Annotated in this window: 19 protein-coding genes and 2 pseudogenes; 12 read left to right on the top strand and 9 right to left on the bottom strand. The window is 41.3% G+C overall.

The features are described from left to right. Positions 1-120: 120 nt before the first annotated feature. On the bottom strand, positions 121-1257 hold the full coding sequence (locus ACYQ3Q_RS09470) for a GerAB/ArcD/ProY family transporter (RefSeq protein ID WP_459928311.1): 1137 nt from the start codon (positions 1255-1257) through the stop codon (positions 121-123). 249 nt (positions 1258-1506) lie between these two features. On the opposite strand from ACYQ3Q_RS09470, the gene ACYQ3Q_RS09465 reads away from it, so the two are divergent. The 8 genes and pseudogenes from ACYQ3Q_RS09465 (at position 1507) to ACYQ3Q_RS09430 (ending at position 12787) form a co-directional block, all read left to right on the top strand. Then, a complete protein-coding gene (locus ACYQ3Q_RS09465; RefSeq protein WP_459928310.1) occupies positions 1507-2622 on the top strand; it encodes a GerAB/ArcD/ProY family transporter in 1116 nt (371 codons plus the stop codon). A 2-nt stretch (positions 2623-2624) separates the two neighbouring features. Beyond that, positions 2625-4244 carry a spore germination protein gene (locus ACYQ3Q_RS09460; RefSeq protein ID WP_459928309.1) on the top strand — a complete coding sequence of 540 codons (1620 nt, stop codon included), beginning with the start codon at positions 2625-2627 and terminating at the stop codon, positions 4242-4244. Further along, entirely contained in the window at positions 4241-5410 is a 1170-nt protein-coding gene (locus ACYQ3Q_RS09455) for a Ger(x)C family spore germination protein (protein WP_459928308.1), read from the top strand. The genes ACYQ3Q_RS09460 and ACYQ3Q_RS09455 overlap by 4 nt, the downstream gene beginning before the upstream one ends. Positions 5411-5490: 80 nt before the next feature. Then, positions 5491-5714 (top strand): annotated as a pseudogene (locus ACYQ3Q_RS09450) (sigma 54-interacting transcriptional regulator); the annotation flags it as partial. A 354-nt stretch (positions 5715-6068) separates the two neighbouring features. Beyond that, positions 6069-7778: a long-chain-fatty-acid--CoA ligase gene (locus ACYQ3Q_RS09445; protein ID WP_459928307.1), complete on the top strand. Its 1710-nt coding sequence runs from the start codon at positions 6069-6071 to the stop codon at positions 7776-7778. A 555-nt stretch (positions 7779-8333) separates the two neighbouring features. Further along, complete coding sequence (nrdR, locus tag ACYQ3Q_RS09440) at positions 8334-8801, top strand: transcriptional regulator NrdR (RefSeq protein ID WP_034142687.1); 468 nt, start codon at positions 8334-8336, stop codon at positions 8799-8801. 43 nt (positions 8802-8844) lie between these two features. Continuing rightward, entirely contained in the window at positions 8845-12345 is a 3501-nt protein-coding gene (locus tag ACYQ3Q_RS09435; RefSeq protein WP_459928306.1) for a TSCPD domain-containing protein, read from the top strand. Positions 12346-12634: 289 nt separating this feature from the next. Further along, positions 12635-12787, top strand: coding sequence for a hypothetical protein (locus ACYQ3Q_RS09430; RefSeq protein WP_459928305.1), 153 nt, complete (start codon positions 12635-12637; stop codon positions 12785-12787). Between the two features lie 111 nt (positions 12788-12898). Here ACYQ3Q_RS09430 and ACYQ3Q_RS09425 read toward each other — a convergent pair whose 3' ends face one another. Next, entirely contained in the window at positions 12899-13189 is a 291-nt protein-coding gene (locus ACYQ3Q_RS09425; RefSeq protein ID WP_459928304.1) for a hypothetical protein, read from the bottom strand. A 267-nt stretch (positions 13190-13456) separates the two neighbouring features. Here ACYQ3Q_RS09425 and ACYQ3Q_RS09420 point away from each other — a divergent pair. Next, positions 13457-14497, top strand: a pseudogene (locus tag ACYQ3Q_RS09420) (IS1634 family transposase); the annotation flags it as partial. A 45-nt stretch (positions 14498-14542) separates the two neighbouring features. Beyond that, positions 14543-14803 carry a helix-turn-helix domain-containing protein gene (locus tag ACYQ3Q_RS09415; protein WP_459928303.1) on the top strand — a complete coding sequence of 87 codons (261 nt, stop codon included), beginning with the start codon at positions 14543-14545 and terminating at the stop codon, positions 14801-14803. A 75-nt stretch (positions 14804-14878) separates the two neighbouring features. Here the strand turns inward: ACYQ3Q_RS09415 and ACYQ3Q_RS09410 are convergent, their stop codons facing one another. The 7 genes from ACYQ3Q_RS09410 to ACYQ3Q_RS09380 all read right to left on the bottom strand — a co-directional run bounded on the left by ACYQ3Q_RS09410 (position 14879) and on the right by ACYQ3Q_RS09380 (position 18391). After that, positions 14879-15082, bottom strand: coding sequence for a DUF1657 domain-containing protein (locus ACYQ3Q_RS09410; protein ID WP_045577032.1), 204 nt, complete (start codon positions 15080-15082; stop codon positions 14879-14881). Positions 15083-15117: 35 nt separating this feature from the next. Beyond that, positions 15118-15471, bottom strand: coding sequence for a stage V sporulation protein AE (gene spoVAE / locus ACYQ3Q_RS09405; protein ID WP_459928302.1), 354 nt, complete (start codon positions 15469-15471; stop codon positions 15118-15120). Positions 15472-15483: 12 nt separating this feature from the next. Further along, positions 15484-16488 (bottom strand): stage V sporulation protein AD, encoded by a 1005-nt coding sequence (gene spoVAD, locus ACYQ3Q_RS09400; RefSeq protein WP_459928301.1) that lies wholly within the window; start codon positions 16486-16488, stop codon positions 15484-15486. Continuing rightward, a complete protein-coding gene (gene spoVAC, locus ACYQ3Q_RS09395; protein WP_459928300.1) occupies positions 16489-16968 on the bottom strand; it encodes a stage V sporulation protein AC in 480 nt (159 codons plus the stop codon). Between the two features lie 18 nt (positions 16969-16986). Further along, positions 16987-17844: a DUF421 domain-containing protein gene (locus ACYQ3Q_RS09390; protein ID WP_459928299.1), complete on the bottom strand. Its 858-nt coding sequence runs from the start codon at positions 17842-17844 to the stop codon at positions 16987-16989. A 14-nt stretch (positions 17845-17858) separates the two neighbouring features. After that, positions 17859-18065: a DUF1657 domain-containing protein gene (locus tag ACYQ3Q_RS09385; RefSeq protein ID WP_459928298.1), complete on the bottom strand. Its 207-nt coding sequence runs from the start codon at positions 18063-18065 to the stop codon at positions 17859-17861. Positions 18066-18265: 200 nt separating this feature from the next. Further along, positions 18266-18391, bottom strand: a complete 126-nt coding sequence (locus tag ACYQ3Q_RS09380; protein ID WP_459928297.1) for a hypothetical protein — start codon at positions 18389-18391, stop codon at positions 18266-18268. 264 nt (positions 18392-18655) lie between these two features. Between ACYQ3Q_RS09380 and ACYQ3Q_RS09375 the strand changes: the two genes are divergently transcribed. Continuing rightward, the gene (locus ACYQ3Q_RS09375) at positions 18656-19180 is read left to right on the top strand and encodes an MGDG synthase family glycosyltransferase (RefSeq protein ID WP_459928296.1); all 525 of its coding nucleotides are present in this window, start codon (positions 18656-18658) and stop codon (positions 19178-19180) included. Positions 19181-19349: 169 nt separating this feature from the next. Continuing rightward, entirely contained in the window at positions 19350-20501 is a 1152-nt protein-coding gene (locus ACYQ3Q_RS09370; RefSeq protein WP_459928295.1) for an acyl-CoA dehydratase activase-related protein, read from the top strand. The last annotated feature ends 61 nt before the right edge of the window (positions 20502-20562 follow it).

Genomic DNA, 20562 nt, shown 5'->3' with positions numbered 1-20562 from the left:
GTCCACACGGCAGGAGTATGCGTTATGAGTCGCCGTGTGGCGAAAGTTAATTCTAAATCTGCCGGGCAATATCGTGGGATGGGACAATATCACTTTGCTGAAAGAGGAGAAAGGTTCTCGTTAAATCCTCGAATTGCTCCTATTAGAGTTTTTTTTCGAATGTTTTATAAGGCTAACTATTAACAGTAAGGTTGGAAGTAAAGCTTCTATTGTTATAGCAGTATAAGGGAAAATAGTTCCTTTAGTCAGGTGAAACCTGTCTACAACACTATGAAACAAGAATTCAGACAAAAATAACATAGTTATTCCTATTAAAGGACTTATCGTTTGATATTTCTTTAATTTTAGCAATTGCGCCAAGCCAATTAAACTAAGAAGATAAAAAGTGGTAATAGTAATAAAAGTCACTGCAATCCATACGATCACCTCTAGGGGTTCAAACCTTTCAAAAAAATCCCCTACATTAATCATTTGAGCGAGGCGATAAATGAAATGGGTTTGTTCAGCAGAAAGATTAACTCCCAAGACAGTAATAGATTGCATCAAAATGAGAATTAAGAATACCCCACCGGTAACCAATCCAAATAACTGAGCTTTAAGCGTTTTTTCAGGGATATTGTGATAAGCCATAAATACCCCCATTACAATAGAAGACCCGATTAAGGCGCTGGGCAATACACTAATCTTTATGATTTCCTTAACATGTTGGAAAGCAGGCTGAAGGTTTTCTAATTTAACCCCTTTTGCGTTAAAAAGAAGAAGGATAAATAAGAAAAGCATCACCAAAGGGCTTACCAGTTCGCTTAGCCTAGCTAAGACCTCTAATCCGGAATTAACAGCATAAATACTTACCAGAAGGATAACAATGCTAAAAACAATAGCCGGAGTTTCAGGCATTAAAGCCGTAGAAAGGAAATCAGTTGTTGTCCGTAAGAAAAGAGATCCCATAAATAAAAAAAACAGAAGGAAAATGAATCCAATTAACTTACCAAGAAGTTTTCCCAAAATTGCCTCACTGTATTGATATATTGTCTGATTGGGATACCTCAGTCCAAGTATGTAAAGAATAACTGCAATGATAGCATTAACCCCTATGGCAACAAGGAGTGACAACCAAGCATCCTGTTCAGACTGCTTGATGACGGTTGTACCTGATAAAAGCATACTACTTGATGTTACACAAAAAATCAGAAAAAATATTTGTTTACTTGATAGTCTCCAACGTTCTGATATATATATCAATCCAATCCAATCCAATTTCTTATTATTATAATCTTTCTCCTCTTAATTATACCAAGGACTGGTTTTAACTATTTTTACAAGTATTAGCAGCAATAAAAATAGGGAAAGGCCTATCGGATGGGAGGAGGAAATGGGCAGAGTGGCTTGCAGAGGTAAGGAATACGCAAAGACTTGGGAGAGTGAAGAATGAATTAATGACATATAAAAGTGGATTAGGGGCAGACTAATTATTGTTAATCATTGTAGAAATTGGTGGATGAAGAAATGTTGGAAAAGGGAAGGATATCTAGTCAGCAATTCTTTTTTTTAATTCTTGTTTTAATTTTAAGTGCTTCTCTTTTTAACCTTCCTTCTATTATTATTTCTCGTACGAAACAGGATGTTTGGATTGTCATGCTCATTGCCCTGGGGATTGACGCGGTGGTCGCCGTCGTTCTCTACGTCCTCGGACTCAGGTATCCTAATCAAACCATGTTTGAGTACAGTGAAGAGATCTTAGGGAGGTTTTTGGGCAAGGGAGTTGGGTTAATTTTTGCGCTATTTTTTTTGTTGACTACTGCTGTCGATTTGCAAATCACGATCAGTTTACTGACCACAGCAGTTATGCCTGAAACGCCTCAGACTGTTTTCTATCTTATTATGCTCATAGTGGCTGCTTATGCGGTAAACGCAGGTTTGGAGCCCATAGGGAGGTTAAGCGAACTGGTTGGCCCGCTGGTCGTATTTTCATTACTATTATCCCTTGCTCTTAATATTAACCATATTAAACTAGAAAACCTAAAACCGGTATTTCAACTGAGCATGCGGGAAGATTTACAGAACAGCCTTTTGCCCGGGAGCTTATTTGGGGTCTGTATCATTATGGGTGTCTTTATGGCTTATCATAACAACCCCAAAGATACCTTGAAAGCAAAATTAGGAGGGGTGGTTACGGGAACCCTTCTGATCATTTTAAATTTATTAGTTGTGATCATGGTCTTCGGAGCCAATATGTGTGCCGAATTGCGTTTTCCTTTGTACAGCCTTGCCCAAATGATTGAAATAGGGGATTTTTTTGAACGATTAGAACTTTTGGTGATGATTTTTTGGATTGCAGCCGGTTTTATAAGTATATCCATGCTTTATTATGCTAGTACGCTTGGCTTTGCACAACTGTTAAAGCTGCCAGATTATAAACCTCTTACCCCGTTAATTGGGGTCGCGGTTTTCATCTTAACGATGACATTGTTTCGTAATATTACCGATACGGATGCTCTTTTTGAAAGTAGTATTTTTACTTATCTTGCTTTATCGGTAGAAGGAGGTTTAACAACTCTGCTTTTCTTTGTCAGCCTCTTGAGACACCGAAAGAAACCGATTTGGATAAAGAAGAGGGGATAAAGATGCTGAAAATATTAACTCAGCTTTGGAATTCGGCAAAAAAAAATCATCAACCCCAAAAAAATAAAAATAAAAATTCGAAAAGCACTCTAGCAGCAGAATCGGTTGGTCTGGACTCCCGGCTGGAGGTGAACCTGTCGCAAATCAAAGAACGGTTTAAAGGCAGTGTCGATGTGGCGTATCGGGAATTTTCACTCGGCTTTGATCTTAACAAGAAGGCAGGCCTCATTTATATTGACGGTTTGGTCAACTCGGAAATTACCAATACCACAATTTTAAAGCCTTTGATGTCTGAGCTTGTTCAAAATGAAGAGCTGAAAAACATGGAGCAGGGAAATTTTTTTGAGAAAATTAAAAGTTGTGCCTTACCGAATAGTGGTGTTCGGGAGGCCACGGCTTTACAAGAAGTGATCAACGGGATTTTGTCCGGGGAAACGGCTTTACTACTGGATGGTTTTCACACTGCCTTGTTGATCATCGGGACCAGGGGTTTTGAAGCGAGGGGGGTAGAGGAACCGGATACTGAAGCAGTCGTTCGGGGCCCTCGTGAGGGTTTTACAGAAACTATAGGGGTTAATACAGCACTATTGCGCCGCAAAATTAAAAATGAGAAGTTGCGTTTTGACAGCTTGAACTTAGGTCGGCAAACCAAAACCCCAGTTTATATTGCCTATATAGAAGGAATCGTCAATGAAAAAATGCTTACGGAAGTAAAAAAACGCCTTCAAAGGATTGATATTGATGCTATTTTGGAAAGCGGTTATATCGAACAACTGATTGAGGATGCCCCAACTTCGATTTTCCCAACCATTGGCAACACGGAAAAACCGGATATTCTGGCAGCTAAACTGCTCGAGGGCAGAGTAGGGATCTTTGTTGACGGGACACCTTTTGTATTAACCGTTCCCTATTTGCTGATTGAAGGGTTTCAAAGCGCTGAAGATTATTATTCAAGGCCTTATTATTCAACGGTTATTCGAATCATTCGCTATACCGCCTTTTTTATTTCAACTCTATTTCCGGCTATATATGTTGCTTTGCAGAGTTTTCATCCGGAGATGATCCCAACGTCTTTGCTCATCAGTATGGCCGGTGCTAGGGAGGGGGTTCCTTTCCCTGCCTATATCGAAGTCTTTGTGATGGGAGTGGTTTTTGAAATCATGCGGGAAGCAGGTGTTCGGATGCCCAGGCCGATCGGCCAATCTGTAAGCATTGTAGGTTCTTTGGTATTGGGAGAAGCGGCGGTACGCGCTGGGTTTATCAGCAATCCGATGGTCATTGTCGTGGCAATTACTGCTATTTCTGGTTTTGTAGTTACTGCCCTAGCGGATGCAATGGCGCTCATGCGGTTATTTTTTATGATTTGTGCTAGCAGCCTCGGTTTCTTTGGCCTGTTGATGGGAATTTTGGTCATCGAGATTCACCTGATGAAATTACGTTCTTTTGGCATTCCTTACCTATACCCCGTGGCTCCAATGAATTTTGAAGAATTAAAAGATGTGTTCATCCGGGCCCCCCTCTGGACTCAAATTTTCCGTCCCAGGCTTTTAAGCAAAAACCAAGTTAGGGGGAGTTCCAGTAAACCGTCTCCGAGTAAAAATCAAAGGAATGAGGAATCATGAGGGGAAAGAGAGGAGTTGTGTTCCTCCTATTAATCTTATCCGTCACCCTTTTAACAACGGGGTGTTGGAATCGTAAAGAACTAGACCGGTTAGCAATTGTTGCGGCAGTTGGGATTGATAAAGGAGAAGATCAAAAAATAAAGCTTACCGTTCAGGTTATTAAACCAGGAGCACTCAAAAGCCCCTCTTCAGAAGGCGGATCAGGAAAAGAAAAAGGGGTATGGATCATAAAGAGCAGCGGTAATACTGTTTTTGATGCGGTTAGGAATTTTATAGAAAAATCGGGGCGTAAGCTTTTTTGGCCACATACCATGGTTATAGTCATTGGAGAAAAAATGGCTAAGGATGGCATTCTACCAGTCATTGATTGGTTTCTCCGGGATCATGAAATGCGTCTTCAAACCAGGGTTTTAGTAACCCCAGGAGAGGCTTCAGAAATGATCTCTGGTAATGCAGGATTGGAAAAAATCCCGGCCAGTCATTTAGAGCGGATGATTAAAGACTCTGGTGCTTTATCGAAAAGCGTGGCGGTTAATCTTATGGAAGTTACTAATATGATAACTTCCCAGTCGAGCCATCCGGTTATCGGCAGAATCAGCAAAAATAAATCCGGGCAGGATGAAGAAGAACTACTTCTGAAAGGAGCTGGGGTTTTTCGGAAGGATAGGCTGATCGGCTGGCTTAACCCTTTAGAAACTAGGGGGTATTTATGGATAAAGGATAAAGTAAAAAGCGGGATTATTACTATTCCGTGTCCGGAACATCCGGATAAATTGATATCTCTGGAAATTATAAAGTCTAAAAGCAAGGTAAAACCCAGGTTGGAAATGGGTATGCTGAAATATACCATAGAAGTGGATATTAATTGCAATCTTGGAGAGCAAATGTGTATTGAAGATTTGAACCCGGAAATGATTGCTGTTTTGGAAGATGAAGAACGCCAAGCTGTTGAAAAAGAAATCATTGCTTTAATACGGAAAGCCCAGGAAGAATACAAATTAGATATTTTGGGCCTGGGTGAGGCAACTATGCGAGAATTTCCCGAGGAGTGGAATAAGGTAAAGGAACGGTGGGAAGAGGAATTTCCTCAAGCTGAAGTTGAGGTGAAGGTTAATTCCAGGTTGTCGAGTATGGGTATGCTGAAAAGTTTAAAAACACAAAAGTAAGGATTGAAATGCTAAGGACGTAAGAATTTCAGCAGCCACTTAAGGTTAATTAAAAATCCTAAAGACAAGTTAAAAAATGATCTGGAACGGGAAAAAGCTACTTAGCAGAAATCATGTACCACTATGCGGTACAGTCTGGACACTTGAACTCGGGGGCTCCCTTCGTTGTCTTTAATTGTGCAGACTATGCAGCTAATCCACAGCTGTTACTTGCACAATTATTGGTTATGTCAAGGGTGCCTTCACAGGTGCCGAACACACGACCCCTGGCTTGATTGCTCAAGCCGAAAATGGTGTGCTCTTTGGGCATAGCCCCTGGGAAAGTAGGTCATCGCCAGGTAACAAACAAAAGGCTATCTCAGTAAGATAAGCATCAGTGTAACAAAGGCGGCCACTTGCCAAGGATAGCGAGAAGGGACTGCCAGCGCCCGAGGACTCGGCACTAGGCAGTTTTCTTTTAATTTTAATTTAGCGATTAAAAGAGTAGATTTAGACAAGTGAACCGCTCCTTTGTCTAAACATTGATAGAAAGTTAGACTATACTGAATAATAATTAAATAAAGAAAATTCAATAAATAATGTTTTAATTATGAGATAGATATGCTAATATATGCAAAAGCGAATGAATAAACATTCAAATTTAGAGGAGGATACAAGCATGGCAGAAGGTTTAGGTGAGAGATCTTGGTATCGATTCTATGAGCAGAATATTCCAAAACAATTTGAGATCCCAGAGCAAACTCTGCTGAGAATGTTTAAGGAGACCGAACAGAAATATCCTAATAACCCAGCGTTAATTTTTGCAGGTAAGACAACCTCGTACAGCGAGATGAATATTCAAGTTGAGCGCTTGGCCAAAGAGTTAGTTCAGAGAGGGGTAAAAAAAGGGGATCGCATCTCAATATATATGCCCAATAGTGCTAACTGGGTAGTCGCGTTCTTTGCTATCCAAAGGATTGGGGCTATCGTGGTGCAGACGAACCCCCTATACGTGGAAAACGAATTAAAAGCACTTTTACAAGATGCTGGGGCCATCGGAATTGTTTCAATTCCACAACTTTTACCTCGTATCACGCCAATCCAAGCAGAAGTAGGGCTAAATATTATTGCGTTAGACTGGGTAAGTGCATTTTCTGGGCTCAAAGGGTTAGGGCTAGAAGATAATCCTGTATTTATGGACATTGAGAAGGTTATAGCCAATACAGACTTAGATAATGTAGAGTCTCCACCGATGGAAAGCAAATCGGATGAAGTTGCTGTTTTGCAGTACACAGGGGGTACGACTGGAGCACCTAAAGGGGTCATGTTAACTCATCGTAATCTTGTTGCTAATGCTATGCAGGCTTGGAAATGGATATTGGGTACCGAGGGTGAGGAAAGAGTTTTAACAGTATTACCTCTATTTCACATATACGCATTGACAGCTTGTATGAACTTAGCGATTATTTCCGGAGGGGCAATGATTATTTTGCCAAGGTTTGATCTCGATGCGGTGCTTCAACATATCAATGATTATCAACCCACTTTCTTTCCAGGAGCTCCGACCATGTATGTTGCGGTTATTAATCACCCGCGAATTAAGGAATACAAAGTTTCTTCTATTCGATGTTGTCTAAGTGGATCAGCTCCACTACCCAAGGAAGTAGCGCTTCGCTTCGGAGAATTAACGGGTGGAAGGTTGGTTGAGGCATATGGCTTATCGGAAGCATCACCAGCGACCCACTTAAATCCAGTATTCCATGCCCGGGTGGGCTCAATCGGAGTTCCAGCTCCCAACACAGATGCTAAAATTATGGATTTGGAGACGGGAGAAAAAGAACTACAACCGGGAGAAATTGGTGAATTGGTTATTAAAGGAGATCAGGTTATGCTAGGCTATTGGCAAAAACCTGAGGAGACGGCGGATACTCTGAAAGACGGCTGGCTCTATACCGGCGATATTGCTCACAGGGATGAGGACGGGTTCTTCTATATTGTTGATCGGAAGAAAGATATGATCATTACGGGGGGATATAATGTCTATCCACGTGATGTGGAAGAGGTACTTTATGCGCACCCCGCAGTGAGAGAAGCAGTGTGTGCTGGAATTTCTGATCCATATTGGGGGGAAATGGTGAAAGCATATATCGTTTTAAAAGAAGGAATAAGCACTACAGAAGAAGAGGTCATGACCTATTGTAAGGATAAGCTTGCGACATTTAAGATTCCTAAGAAAGTTGAATTTCGTGAGGCCTTGCCCAAGACTGCTATTGGCAAAGTATTACGCCGATTCTTAGTAGAAGAAGAGAGAGAAAAAGCCTTACTTCAAGCAAAATCTGCTGCTGAAGCGCAGGTGGCTGTAGCCACGGAGGAGACTGTGACCGCATAAACTGAAAAATTTCTTAGTAGCATCCAATTTGCTTGCCCTGATACAAAAGGAGACATTACTTCAATTACAATGAAGTAATGTCTCCTTTTATGGTCTTGCTATTTCTTTGACCGTAAGGCTTCTTCTTTTGAGAGCCCATGGCCGTCTCTAGAATCCATACTTGGTTGATCTTCTGGACGAGATGGGATTGGTTTTGTATTAGGATTAGCGTTTTTTTCTGTGGGGAATTTTTTAATCACGATTATATCACTTCCTTCTTGAGATAATACTATTTGGCTTACAGTTGTTAGTCTGTCCTTTTCGAGTTCAATTGATGAATGACAGATGAGTGATAGAGTCACTGAAGTTAATAAGATTTTCGATGCATTCACGAAAATAGGCAGAAAAGTGGAGCTTACACCTATAGAAGTAGGTCTTAGAATTATATTGAGAGATAATGAACAGAAAGCAGCGTTGGAGAGAGGTGCGAACCTAATTTATGTCTAAATGGAGAGTTGACACACAACATATAGTATGGTTTAATTTAAAGCATACTATATGTTGTGGGGTGAAAGTGTGCACTGTCCTTTTTGCGGAAACGTAGAAACGAAAGTTTCTGACTCCCGGCAAGTTGATGAAGGAACCACTGTCCGTAGGCGCAGAGAATGTGATCACTGTTTGCGTCGGTTCACCACATTTGAAAAATTTGAGGATTCTCCTCTTGTTGTTGTAAAAAAAGAAGGTCGACGAGAGGAATTTTCACGTTCTAAAATGTTGGCTGGTATGCTTAGGGCTTGTGAAAAACGACCAATTTCTAGAGACCAAATTGAGGATGTGGCTTACGGGATTGAAAAGACCCTCCGCAATAGCCATGAGCGTGAGGTGTCGAGTGCCGAGGTGGGAGAAGCTGTCTTGGAACACCTCTTTAGTTTGGACGAAGTAGCCTACATACGTTTTGCCTCCGTCTATCGTCAGTTTCGAGATATACAACGTTTTATGGAAGAGCTAAAAGATCTTATTGAAAAGCGCAAAACTTCCGAGTAGAAAAGCTAGTTAAAGAGTTAATAAGGAAAGTTGGGGATTCGAGTTGAGTTTCGAGGGACAAGCACCAAAAACCTGGATAAAGGCTAATTTGACGTCTAATGCACGTGTTGTATTGGGAAAACGGTATCTTAAACAAATTGATGGAAAAGTTGCAGAATCTGCAGAAGACATGATTTACAGAGTAGCTAGTGTGGTTGCAGAGATTGAAGAGGCTCAATATGGCAAGGGGAAGAAAGAAACTCAAGCCTTAGCTAAAGAATTTTACACCATGATGGCGAACCTTGAGTTCATGCCAAACTCGCCTACGCTGATGAATGCCGGTCGAGATCTTGGTCAATTAAGTGCCTGTTTTGTTTTGCCGATTGAAGACAGCATGGAAGAAATTTTTGATGCGATTAAAAATGCAGCAATTATTCATAAATCCGGTGGAGGGACTGGTTTCAGCTTTTCACGTTTACGCCCCAAAAACAGCATGGTCCGTTCAACCGGTGGAGTGGCATCTGGTCCTATTTCTTTTATGAAAGTTTTTAATTCTGCCACGGAAGCAGTTAAGCAAGGCGGTACCCGACGGGGAGCTAATATGGGAATTCTTCGTGTCGATCATCCGGATATTGTAGATTTCATTCAGTGCAAAGAAGATAACAAAGAGATTACGAACTTTAATATTTCCGTCGGGATTACGGAAGATTTCATGCTGGCTGTTCGTGAAGGACGTCCCTATGATCTCATAGACCCTCATACGGGTGTCTCTGCAGGGGAATTATCCGCGCCGGAGATTTTTAATAAGATCGTTGAACATGCCTGGCAGAATGGGGAACCTGGAATAGTGTTTCTTGACCGTTTAAATGAAGGGAATCCTACTCCTCTGCAAGGAGAGATTGAAGCCACTAATCCTTGTGTAACTGGAGATACTTGGATCCTAACAGACCATGGCCCTGTACAAGTTAAAACGGTTTTAGGTCAAGGGTTGGACCTGGTTTTAAATGGAGAGTATCATCGGACGAGTCCGGAAGGGTTCTTTTCGACCGGGATTAAGTCAGTAATAACCATCAAAACAGAGCGGGGTTATGAGCTTAAAGTGACAAAAGATCACCTTGTCCGCGTTGCGGAGAAGGTGACTAGAGAGCAGATTATTGAGGCGTGGAAACCTGCTGGTGAGCTGAACCCGGGGGACCAACTTATTCTTTCTAATAATCGGGGGTTGAATTGGTCCGGTAAGGGGAGTTTTGAAGAGGGTTTTCTTTTAGGCCTACTTTTAGGGGATGGGACGTTAAAAGAGAATGGAGGAATCATCTCTATTTGGGGGGATGATGAAGAAGCCCAGTCCATGATTTCAGCTGCAGAAAAGGCGGCCTCTTTCCTGCGGCATCGCAGTGATTTTAAAGGCTTTCAGAAGGTAATCAGTGAGAGAAATGAACATCGGATGAAGTTAGCGGCCTTACGCGATTTGGCGGGTGAGTATGGTATCTTTTCAAAGGAGAAAAGGCTCACTGAGGAACTGGAAAAAACAAGCTCGGACTTTCACAGAGGACTGATAAGGGGTCTGTTTGATACAGATGGAACCGTAGTGGGTTCTCAAGAGAAGGGCGTATCTGTCAGGTTATGGCAAAAGGATCTCTCGGGGCTTCAAATAGTCCAACGAATGTTGCATCGTTTAGGTATGGCTTCTACGATTTATAGGGATCGCAAATCTTCTGGCTATAAGTCTTTGCCGGATGGCAAGGGTGGTCATCAGGACTATGAAGTTCAGCCAGGGCACGAACTTTCGATATCCCAAGATAATTTGCTAATTTATGCAGAGGTTATTGGCTTTAGCAACAATAAGAAAACGCGAACCCTTAAAGATCGGCTTGAGGGCTATCATCGTAATTTAAATAGAGAGCGCTTCCTGGCCAGTGTGACAGAATGCCTCCCGGCAGGAGTAGAGGAGGTTTATGATGTCCAGGTTCCAGGGGTCAATGCCTTTGATGCTAACGGGATCTATGTGCATAACTGTGGTGAGCAACCCTTGCTACCAAATGAGGCGTGCAACTTAGGCTCCATCAATCTCAAGTTGATGGTGATCGAGAAAAACGGGAAAATGGTTATCAACTGGGAGCGTTTGAGTCATGTGATCCGCTTGTCCGTTCGTTTTCTTGACGACGTGATTGATGTGAATCAGTATCCACTGCCAATCATTGATGAGGTTGTTAAAGGGAACCGCAAAATTGGTCTTGGCGTGATGGGCTTTGCCGATATGCTCATTTTGCTTCAAACATCGTATGCCACGGAAGAAGCGGTTGATTATGCGGAAAAAGTTATGAAATTTATTCAGACGGAAGCCCGTATTGAATCACAACGCCTGGCTGAAGAACGGGGAACCTTCCCAAATTATAAAGGATCCATTTATGACGGGGTCATGAAACTGCGCAATGCCACCTTGACGACAATTGCTCCGACTGGTACTATATCCATGATTTGCGGTGCTTCCAGCGGGGTAGAACCTCTTTTTGCGGTTGCCTATACTAAAACAGTGATGGATGGGACGGCTTTAGTCGAGGTTAATCCACTCTTTGAAGCATTTGCCCAAGAATATGGTTTCTATTCCCCGGAATTAATGCAGAAGATTGCAGAAATGGGAACTGTCTTAGGTTTGCAGGAAGTCCCAAACTGGGTACAGGAAGTCTTTACCACGGCTCAAGAGATCGCGCCTGAATGGCATATCCGGATTCAGGCGGCTTTCCAGAAATATACGGATAACGCGGTCTCTAAAACTATCAACTTTGCCAACGCCGCGACACGCGAAGACATTGCTGAAGCGTATCGGTTGGCGGATGAACTAAACTGCAAAGGATTAACGGTCTATCGCGATGGTAGTCGAGAAGAACAGGTGCTTTCCACTGGTACCACAGCAGCACAATCCCAGGATGACAAGACGGCTGAGGCCAAAGACCAACAGGCCTCGGAACAGTTGTCTGCTCCCAAAATACCGTTTATTCCCGAGGTAAACACAGTCGTTCCCCGACCAAGACCGACTACGACTATAGGGGTTACGGAGAAAATTAAAATCGGGTGCGGAAATCTCTATGTCAGTGTCAATGCAGATGAAAAAGGAATTTGCGAAGTCTTTACGAATACTGGTCGTGCAGGAGGATGTTCATCCCAATCTGAGGCAACAGCTCGTTTGATCTCCATAACCCTGCGTTCAGGCTTGTCCGTCGATGCAATTACTGAGCAGATCAAAGGGATTCGCTGCCCAGCGTGTATGCGTCGTGAAGGGGTTAATGTCACATCTTGCCCAGATGCCATAGCCCGCGTGATTAAGAAATATAATGAAGTCGGGATAAATTTTGCCAGTGTGCAAAAGGGAACGCAGGAAACTGCTCCAGCGGCTATAAAATCAAGCGTTGTCGAACGAGAGAGGCCATCTAGAGAAAAGGTAACTGGAAAAATAGTCCGTACAGGCGTTGCAACAGAAAATGCTTGCCCAGAGTGTGGTATGCCAATCAACCATGAAAGCGGTTGTGTTGTGTGTACGCACTGTGGCTACTCTAAGTGTGGGTAAGGGCGATGTTCAAAATCTGCCACTCGATAATAAAGTTTGTCACTGAATAATAAAGTGTGCCACTGTATAATAAAGTCAGCCACTAAAAGAACAACGTTATTGTTGCCTCAGTCGGCCTCGGAGCTTTGGTATTTTATTCGTAGAGGAATTTGCTACTAGAGATGAAAAGGATTTTATCTTTTTTTCACTTCTCTTAGAACACTCCATTATTAATCCCACAAGGAACCAGCCTGAATTTCGGTTAATCTGGGCCCCAGAGCAGCAAGGCATACTTCATCATGTTTGGGGTATGCCTTTTTTGCTTGATGATCAATATAAAGAGCTGGGAGTTGCCCTTAGCGTACCGAGTGTTCTTGGTAAAGATGGCATTCTCAGGCGCTTGCCGCTGAGTATGGATGATGCAGAAAACGAACAGTTTTTAAAATCAGTACGGACTCTATAGGAATCTGTTCGTCAGGTTAAATTTAAGTAGAATTACGTCAAGATTAACCTTGGTTTCAATATTGGTGAGTCTGTTCATGCGCTTTTTCCTTCAGGTAATTCTGTTACACGTTTAGTAGTTCGGATTCATCCAAAACCTTACAAACTCTATAAGCCGTTTGCCTTCAGCAGTAAGTATTCTTCCTCTGCCATGACACTCCCTGCAAATAAAGAACATGGGTTCAGTTGGTTGACCCGGAGCCATCTTTTCAAAATTGGTTACTTGATCTTTAGTCTCCAAAGTTCGAAATGAATCCTTAAGCCCGTCTTGTTTGGTCCAGAACTGTAACCATGTGGGGTTCTCTATCCTGCCATGGCCGCAACACTTTGGGCACTGTTTATCAAGAACATTAAGGTCAATCATAGTCAACCTCCGTTCAATCGATATATTTAATAACATTCTATTCAAGGAAATAGCATAAGAGAATTAATCGAGAGAATTGTATGACTCTAATTCGTTAAACTTTGGTATTCAAGCACATAACAAACCGAATCCCGGGCATAATATTCCTCATTAAACTCTCGTCCTACTCATTTGGCTCTCATCGAAACGGTGGGGGCCTTTTTTATTGGTTGTCAGCTCAATCCCAAACCAGTAAATTAGTTGCAACTGGACTTCAACCATAAGTGAGGTGATCGTGAGCAACTGGTCATCGGACTGGTTACTACCCCCGATGGATTCCCGATTAAATGTAAAATCTACTCAGGTAATACCTCCGACAAAACAACGGTATCAACGATCGTGGAAGAAATTAAAAATGCCTACAAAGTTAAGGAGTTTATTTTTGTTGGAGACCGAGGTATGTTAAGCGAAAAAAATATTAAAGCAATTATAGGGTTAAACCAGAAATACGTGATGGCGATCCCTCGGGCCTGGAGTAAGAAATACCTTCAAAATATCGCTATTGACGAAGCTCAAATGAAGGAGATTCAAGACAGTCTTTTTGTACGGTTCTTGCCGTCAGTTGAGGGTCAAAGGTTCTTGTTATGCCTAAATACCCAGAAAAGAACGGATGATACAGAGTATCGAAACCACTGCATAGAGACCATTAAAGAAGGGCTCGAAGCTTTGAACAAGACTTTGACTGAGGGTAAGAAAAGCCAGATTAAGTCACGTGATGACATTATGAAAAAAGTCGGTGCTCTATTAAAGCTTAATAAAGCAGGCAAATATTTTATCGTTCAAGGCAAAGATGACAATAGAGGGCACTCAGGATTTGTTTTAGAGTACAGCGTAAACCAAGAGAAGCTAGACTCCGATCAACGTTTGGATGGTACCTTTGTCATTCAAACGAATGAAGAAGGATATGAAGGTGACAAACTCGTCAAAATCTACAAGAACTTAAATAAGGTAGAAACCGCCTTTCGCATCATCAAAAACGACCTTGATATTCGGCCAATGTATCATTGGAAGGAAGAGAGAGTCAAAGGACATATCTATATCTGTGTTCTGTCGTATTTTGTGGTTATGGCGCTTGACTACATCGCCCAACAGAAGAAGGTCCAAAAATCGGCCCGCAAAATTCTGAGGGAGTTACATAAAATTGGCTTAGTAGAGATTCATCTTCCGAGTGGAGAAAAAAGGTATTCGTTAACGACGATCGATAAAGATAAGCAGTTATTACTTAATTCCTTTGGCATCAAAAAAATGAGGTTGCCAGGTGTAGTCTAGAAATTTTTAGAGGAATCCCCATTATTGGCGACTTTACGCTAATTTATGGTTGAAGGCCAGTTGCTAGGAAATAAATTGTCAGATGTGCGTGAAAGAAGGCGAGTTATTCATTTGATCATAGTTGACAAAACTGACTGCGAACGAATAGTCTATTACAGACAAAAGCCCAAGTTAACCCAAGAAGAGTTAGCCTCTAATGTTGGAATCCCCCTAAAACAACTTATCAGCATTGAAGCTGGATCAAGGATCCCTCGAATAGAAGAGCTGGTACAATTGGCGGCCGGGCTAGATATCTCGATTCCATAATTCCAGTCAATGACACAAAATAGAAATAAAGCAGGAAATTTCTGCTTTATTTCTATTTTGAATTTTCATGGCTGTTTATTGCTTATACTGGGGTTCCTGCTGTCCGATATATTGCTCTCTTCCTTTTAACTCATTTAGAGCAGAATCAAATGTTTTAGCAAGTTGTTCAAAGCTCTTTTTTGCCTTCTGATCCTGAGTTTCCAGGGCAAACGTCTTCATGGTTGCAGCCGCGTTTTGAACCGTTGCTATAGCTTGTTGCATCTGTGTTCCAACAGTCATCTTTTAGATCACCTCCTTTTTAGAGTATCCTTTGTTTAACCCTTCGGTCTGAAAATGAGTGCTCCCATGAAAGCGAAAATGATTGCCGCTGATATTCCTGCACTGGTAATCTGAAAGATACCGGTAAGGACTCCGATAGGACCAGTGGATTCAAATTCCTTTAAAGCACCCTTGACCAACGAATTCCCGAAACTGCTAATAGGTACGGTCGCTCCTGCACCAGCAAATTTAACAAGTGGATCATAAAGACCCAATCCACCCAAGATTGCCCCTGTTACGACTAAAGCACATGTTGTGTGAGCAGGCGTGAGTTTAAGCCCGTCTAATAACAATTGTCCAATGACACAAATAGCTCCTCCAATCAAAAATGCCCAGAGAAATTTTTCCATTGTGACAGCTCCTTATAATTCAATACTTACCGCATGAGCAACAGATGGAATACTTTCTTTCTGCTGATAAGACATAGGTGATAATAGGGCACCAGTTGCGATGACCAATAATTTTTTGATTTCCCCTTTTCGCATTCGATTTAGAAAATGCCCAAACGTTGTCGTCGCAGCACAGGCACATCCACTCCCTCCAGCCAAAACTACAGGTTGATCCTTACTATAGATCAAAATTCCGCAGTCAGTAAAAATCTCTTCAGGTATGTCCATTCCATGTTTCTTCAATAAGTCACCAGCAATCCTATGGCCTACTCTGCCTAAGTCACCTGTTGCAATAACGTCATAATAAGAAGGGTCTCTCTTTAAGTCCCTAAAATGAGCCTCAATTGTATCAACTGCTGCTGGAGCCATGGCTGCACCCATATTGAAGGGGTCGGTAAGGCCCATATCGATGACTCGACCGATAGTAGCTGTTGTTACTTTCGGACCCTCTCCGTGATCTGTTACCATTGCGGCCCCTGACCCTGTCACTGTCCATTGGGCTGTAGGGGGTTTTTGGGCACCGTATTCCGTTGGGTACCGGTATTGTTTTTCTGATGCAGCATTATGACTGGATGAACAAACGAGAACGTTTTTTGCGAATCGACTATCGACAAGTAGGGAACCCAAAGCCAAACCTTCCATTGAAGTCGAACATGCACCATATAGACCAAGGAACGGAACGCCTAGTGTACGAGCGGCAAAACTGCTGGGAACTGTCTGGTTGATTAGGTCACCGGCTAACAAGAACTGAACATCTTCTTTTTTCATATTTGCTTTTTTAATGGCTGTCTCACATGCTTGTTCCTGAAGTTTCTTTTCCGCTTTTTCAAAGCTATCTTGTCCTAGCCAGAAATCTTCATGGAGGAGATCAAAATCGTCAGCCAAAGGACCTTGTGCTTCGTGGGGCCCTCCCACCGCTGCAGATGCAATAATTGTAGGCTTTGAATCAAAAACCCAAGTTTGATGACCTTGTAGCATTTACATCACACCCAATGCTCTAAAAATTATGATGACTATTGAGACAACAAAAGCAGAGAAAACACCATAAACGATAACTGGACCTGCTAGTTTAAACATATTGCCGCCAACTCCCAGAACAAAACCTTCACTTCGGTGGTCGATAGCAGCGGATGCCATTGTATTAGCAAAACCAGTCACTGGAATGATAGTACCAGCTCCGGCCCATTGGGCAATATGGTCAAAAACACCGAAACCAGTGAGTAAAACAGTAAGTATTATTAAAACTGCTACAGTAGGGTTCCCTGCATTTTCTTGGGAAAAATGAAAGTATGTAACAAAGAACATCTGTATACCCTGACCGATTACGCAAATGAGACCTCCTACAAAAAAAGCCTTAATACAATTTAATACAATCGGTCTTTTCGGTTCCCTTGCCTGGGCAAATTCCTGGTATTCCAGTTGAGTAGGGGTCAGCTTTTTTTTCTTTTTCTCGGACATGTAACACCTCTTAATTTATTAATTTAACAAGTAAGGACGTAATTTATCCAGAAGAGTCTCGAGCTTTTGAGAGTTTCTTATATACATGCCCTTTGCATTTTTATTGTCAGTTTGTAGAGAAAACGATGAAAGATCTGCTTGAACTTTTTGAAGGCTAGCATACAGTAACTCCTTTACCTTTGGTTGTGGAATTTCGACGGCATCATCAAAGAGGTCAAGGAACAAGTCTCCGGATGAGTCTACCTGAGCGAGAAATACATTTTCGAGGGCAACTCCCATTTTCTCAAGTTCGACCTTAAGCCATTCCTGGTTAAGACCTAAAGAGGAAAGAGGCTCATTGAGGATGTTTCCATCCATTATTACGGTTTGTGGTTCAGCCTGAGGTGCTACTTTTTCGCCTAAATCGTGTGCAGTAACGGGTTTTTTATCAGTTTTTAAATAAGCATTAATCTCACCGTTTGTCTCCATTACTGCAAACTCTACGTCTGTAAGATTAAAAATGTTCTTTGATCGTAGTTCTGCTATAAGGTCTTCTCCGGTCATTCTGACTTGGATAAGGTTTTCTTCCATGATCTTGCCATGCTTAATTAAGACTGTTTCTTTTCCATTGATCAACTGATGTATTACTTCACTCTTTATAGATAAATAATCAAGGGCTATGGGAAGGGCAAGCCATGTTAGCAAAACTATAAACCCAGAACTGAGATTTATTAGGTTTAAGGACATTAAAGTAGCCACGATGGCTAAAACTATATAGCTCATAAAATTAAAAGGTTTTACTCTGCTTATATTCCTTTTTCCTATAAGTCTTATTGATATCCAAACTAAAAAAAATAAAGATAGTGATCTTATAATGACATAAATCGGTTCCTGCATAGTTTCACACCCTTTTAATTACCTTTATACTGTGGCTCTTCAAATTCAAGAGCTTTTAGTCGATCTTCCAAATCATTGATAATGTTATCGGCTATTTCTAGAGAATTTGTGTAAACTGATTGAGTTTCGTCATCCCTTGTTTGCACTGTATACATACTTAACGTTCCACGAGCTCCTTTTAAACTTGCTAGAGTTTGTTTTACCTGAGAAGCAACCGTCATATTATCAACCTCCATTTAGTCAACCTTATTATTACAATTACTTTCTTTTTAATTCTTATTTTGAGTTGGTAAATTAAGGGGGGTGTGAATCATCAGAAACAGTAGGGGCCTTTTTTATACCCCGAATATGGTAATATAGTCTGTTTGTTGTATGAATAAAAAAGGCCTAGGCATATACACCTAGGCCAAATTATCAACTGTTATATCTCTTCTTCTTCTTCTTCTTTTAGTTCATGGATTATAACTAACAATAAAACTGTTATGACTGCCAACTCAAATTCTATTAAATGATTTCTATAAGGATCATGTTTATGATCTTCAATCATATATTTTTACCCCTTTTTTTAATGTTTCAGAAAAAATGATCTGAGATATTTTATTCAACACGTCCATTGGATGTTCATGGAAGGAGTAGGGAACTAGGAAAATAACAAGGGTAGGAAAAAATCCTACCCTTTGCTTTAATTATTTTCCAAATAAGATTTTAAATTTCTTGTAGATAGTTAGCTTAAAAGGGACTGCTGTGAAGAATACTAATAAAGTTTTCAAATACTTTTTACCCTATAAAGTAGTCCGTGAAGAAAGAGGAGATGAAGCTTGAAGAAGATTTTATTTTTGCCGTCTTAACCGTACCTACAGGGCATCACTCGGTGGCCAATGCCTTAATTACCTCTCTTAAAAAACGGATTCAAGGAGAATTTTCGAGTATTGACTTCCTGAGCTATTTTAGCCCACGACTGGAAAGAGCCGTTACGAACCTCTATTTAAACTGGATTAGTTACTCTCCAGCAACTTATAATTGGGCTTATGATTACTTCGCTTACCCGTCAAGTAGTACAAAATATAGGCAAGTGTATGAAAGTTTGTTCCTAACAAAGATGCAACGGCTGCTGTCAGAAAAGCAGCCTGATCTAATAGTTTGTACCCAAGCTTATCCATCTCTTTTGATTTCGTGTCTGAAAGTTCAAGGGAAAATTAAGACCCCTGTCATTAACGTTCATACCGATTTTTTTATCAATAACATTTGGGGACGTAGGGGAATCGATTACCATTTTGTTGCGGATGTTCCGTTAAAAAACGAGTTAGTACAAAAATATGGAGTCCTAAGCAGGTAATTGGTCCGGCCCAGCGATGGTAGTGAGAATTACCGGTTTTTTTATTTTCAATATTAAAAATAAGTCTGTTTACAAATACTATTTTCTGTTTAAGAATTTTTGCTAAGGAGGGGTTTCTCCGTAAATAATAATAAAAGGAAAACGCTTGACACAAAAGGAGGTCACTTTGTTGAAATTAACCTTTCCACACATGGGGAACCTTTGGATTATGGCACAAACGCTCTTTGAATCGGTCAACATAGATGTTGTTGTGCCTCCAGAAAACAGCAAGCGTACCATTACGCTTGGTACCAAATTTTCACCCGAATCCGCTTGCCTCCCTCTTAAACTTAACCTGGGTAACTTTATTGAGGCGGCGGAAAAGGGCGCTGATACGATAGCAATGACCGGAGGAATTGGGCCTTGTCGTTTTGGCTATTACGGAGAAGTTGAACGTCAAATCCTCAAAGATGCAGGATACCCTTATGATGTGGTGATTCTTGAACCGCCAGATGGAAGTTTTCTTGGATTAGCTCAACGCATCCGCTATTTGGTAGGCAAAAAAGTTTCCTGGGCTAAAATTCTTCAGGCAATGCGATTCGCCTATCAAAAAATTATTGCGTTGGATCAAATTGAAGATATGATCCATGCAGCGCGACCACGATTAGCTCAAGAAGCAGAGAAATTATACGACGAAGCAAAAAGGCGAATGGCCCAAACGATGAGTTATACAGGAGTACAAGAAGTGGTCCGTTGGCTTAAAGAAAGTATTTGTGAACGGCAATTTAGTCATCAGAATACTGATAGGGATGAATCTATCGGAGAACCTCTACGTATTGGCATAGTAGGAGAAATTTATACTGTTCTCGATCCGTTTAGTTCTGCAGATGTTGAACAGCAGCTCGGTCAATTGGGCGTTCACGTTGACCGCTCGATTTATTTATCCGGGTGGGTAGGAGAAAACGTATTCCGAGGGTTAATTGATGGTTACCGTCCCATGAATTCTTACCATAAGTTAGCCAAGCCCTATTTGGACCATTTCGTAGGAGGACATGGTCAAGAAAGTGTAGGGGCTGCCGTAAAGTTTGCCCAAGAAGGGTTTGATGGGGTTATTCAGCTATTTCCTCTTACCTGTATGCCTGAAATAGTAGCAGCTGAGGTTTTACCTAGAGTTCAGAACGATTATCAAATTCCGATTATGAACTTAATCATGGATGAACATACAGGACGTACAGGGGTACAGACGCGACTGGAAGCGTTTGTAGATTTATTAGAACGATCACGCATAAATAAATCGAGAAACTTAACCAGTGAAGAAGTGCTAAACTTAGCTGGAAAATAAATATGGTTTTCGAAAGTGAGTTGGGTTACTACCGATTTTTTACCAATGAAGTAACTTAAGG

The organism is Desulfosporosinus burensis (genome assembly GCF_054657535.1).
Note: the sequence above shows the minus strand (reverse complement) of the source record. Positions and strands in the feature narration are given on the sequence as shown.

Bases quoted from the DNA above. Each gene is read 5' to 3' on its own strand.
- ACYQ3Q_RS09425 (WP_459928304.1), bottom strand. From the start codon at position 13,189: ATGATTGACCTTAATGTTCTTGATAAACAGTGCCCAAAGTGTTGCGGC.
- ACYQ3Q_RS09430 (WP_459928305.1), top strand. From the start codon at position 12,635: ATGCCTTTTTTGCTTGATGATCAATATAAAGAGCTGGGAGTTGCCCTT.
- spoVAC (WP_459928300.1), bottom strand. From the start codon at position 16,968: ATGTCCGAGAAAAAGAAAAAAAAGCTGACCCCTACTCAACTGGAATAC.
- ACYQ3Q_RS09465 (WP_459928310.1), top strand. From the start codon at position 1,507: ATGTTGGAAAAGGGAAGGATATCTAGTCAGCAATTCTTTTTTTTAATT.
- spoVAE (WP_459928302.1), bottom strand. From the start codon at position 15,471: ATGGAAAAATTTCTCTGGGCATTTTTGATTGGAGGAGCTATTTGTGTC.
- spoVAD (WP_459928301.1), bottom strand. From the start codon at position 16,488: ATGCTACAAGGTCATCAAACTTGGGTTTTTGATTCAAAGCCTACAATT.
- ACYQ3Q_RS09385 (WP_459928298.1), bottom strand. From the start codon at position 18,065: ATGACGGTTGCTTCTCAGGTAAAACAAACTCTAGCAAGTTTAAAAGGA.
- ACYQ3Q_RS09375 (WP_459928296.1), top strand. From the start codon at position 18,656: ATGAAGCTTGAAGAAGATTTTATTTTTGCCGTCTTAACCGTACCTACA.
- ACYQ3Q_RS09460 (WP_459928309.1), top strand. From the start codon at position 2,625: ATGCTGAAAATATTAACTCAGCTTTGGAATTCGGCAAAAAAAAATCAT.
- ACYQ3Q_RS09455 (WP_459928308.1), top strand. From the start codon at position 4,241: ATGAGGGGAAAGAGAGGAGTTGTGTTCCTCCTATTAATCTTATCCGTC.
- ACYQ3Q_RS09390 (WP_459928299.1), bottom strand. From the start codon at position 17,844: ATGCAGGAACCGATTTATGTCATTATAAGATCACTATCTTTATTTTTT.
- ACYQ3Q_RS09445 (WP_459928307.1), top strand. From the start codon at position 6,069: ATGGCAGAAGGTTTAGGTGAGAGATCTTGGTATCGATTCTATGAGCAG.
- ACYQ3Q_RS09410 (WP_045577032.1), bottom strand. From the start codon at position 15,082: ATGACTGTTGGAACACAGATGCAACAAGCTATAGCAACGGTTCAAAAC.
- ACYQ3Q_RS09380 (WP_459928297.1), bottom strand. From the start codon at position 18,391: ATGATTGAAGATCATAAACATGATCCTTATAGAAATCATTTAATAGAA.
- ACYQ3Q_RS09415 (WP_459928303.1), top strand. From the start codon at position 14,543: ATGGTTGAAGGCCAGTTGCTAGGAAATAAATTGTCAGATGTGCGTGAA.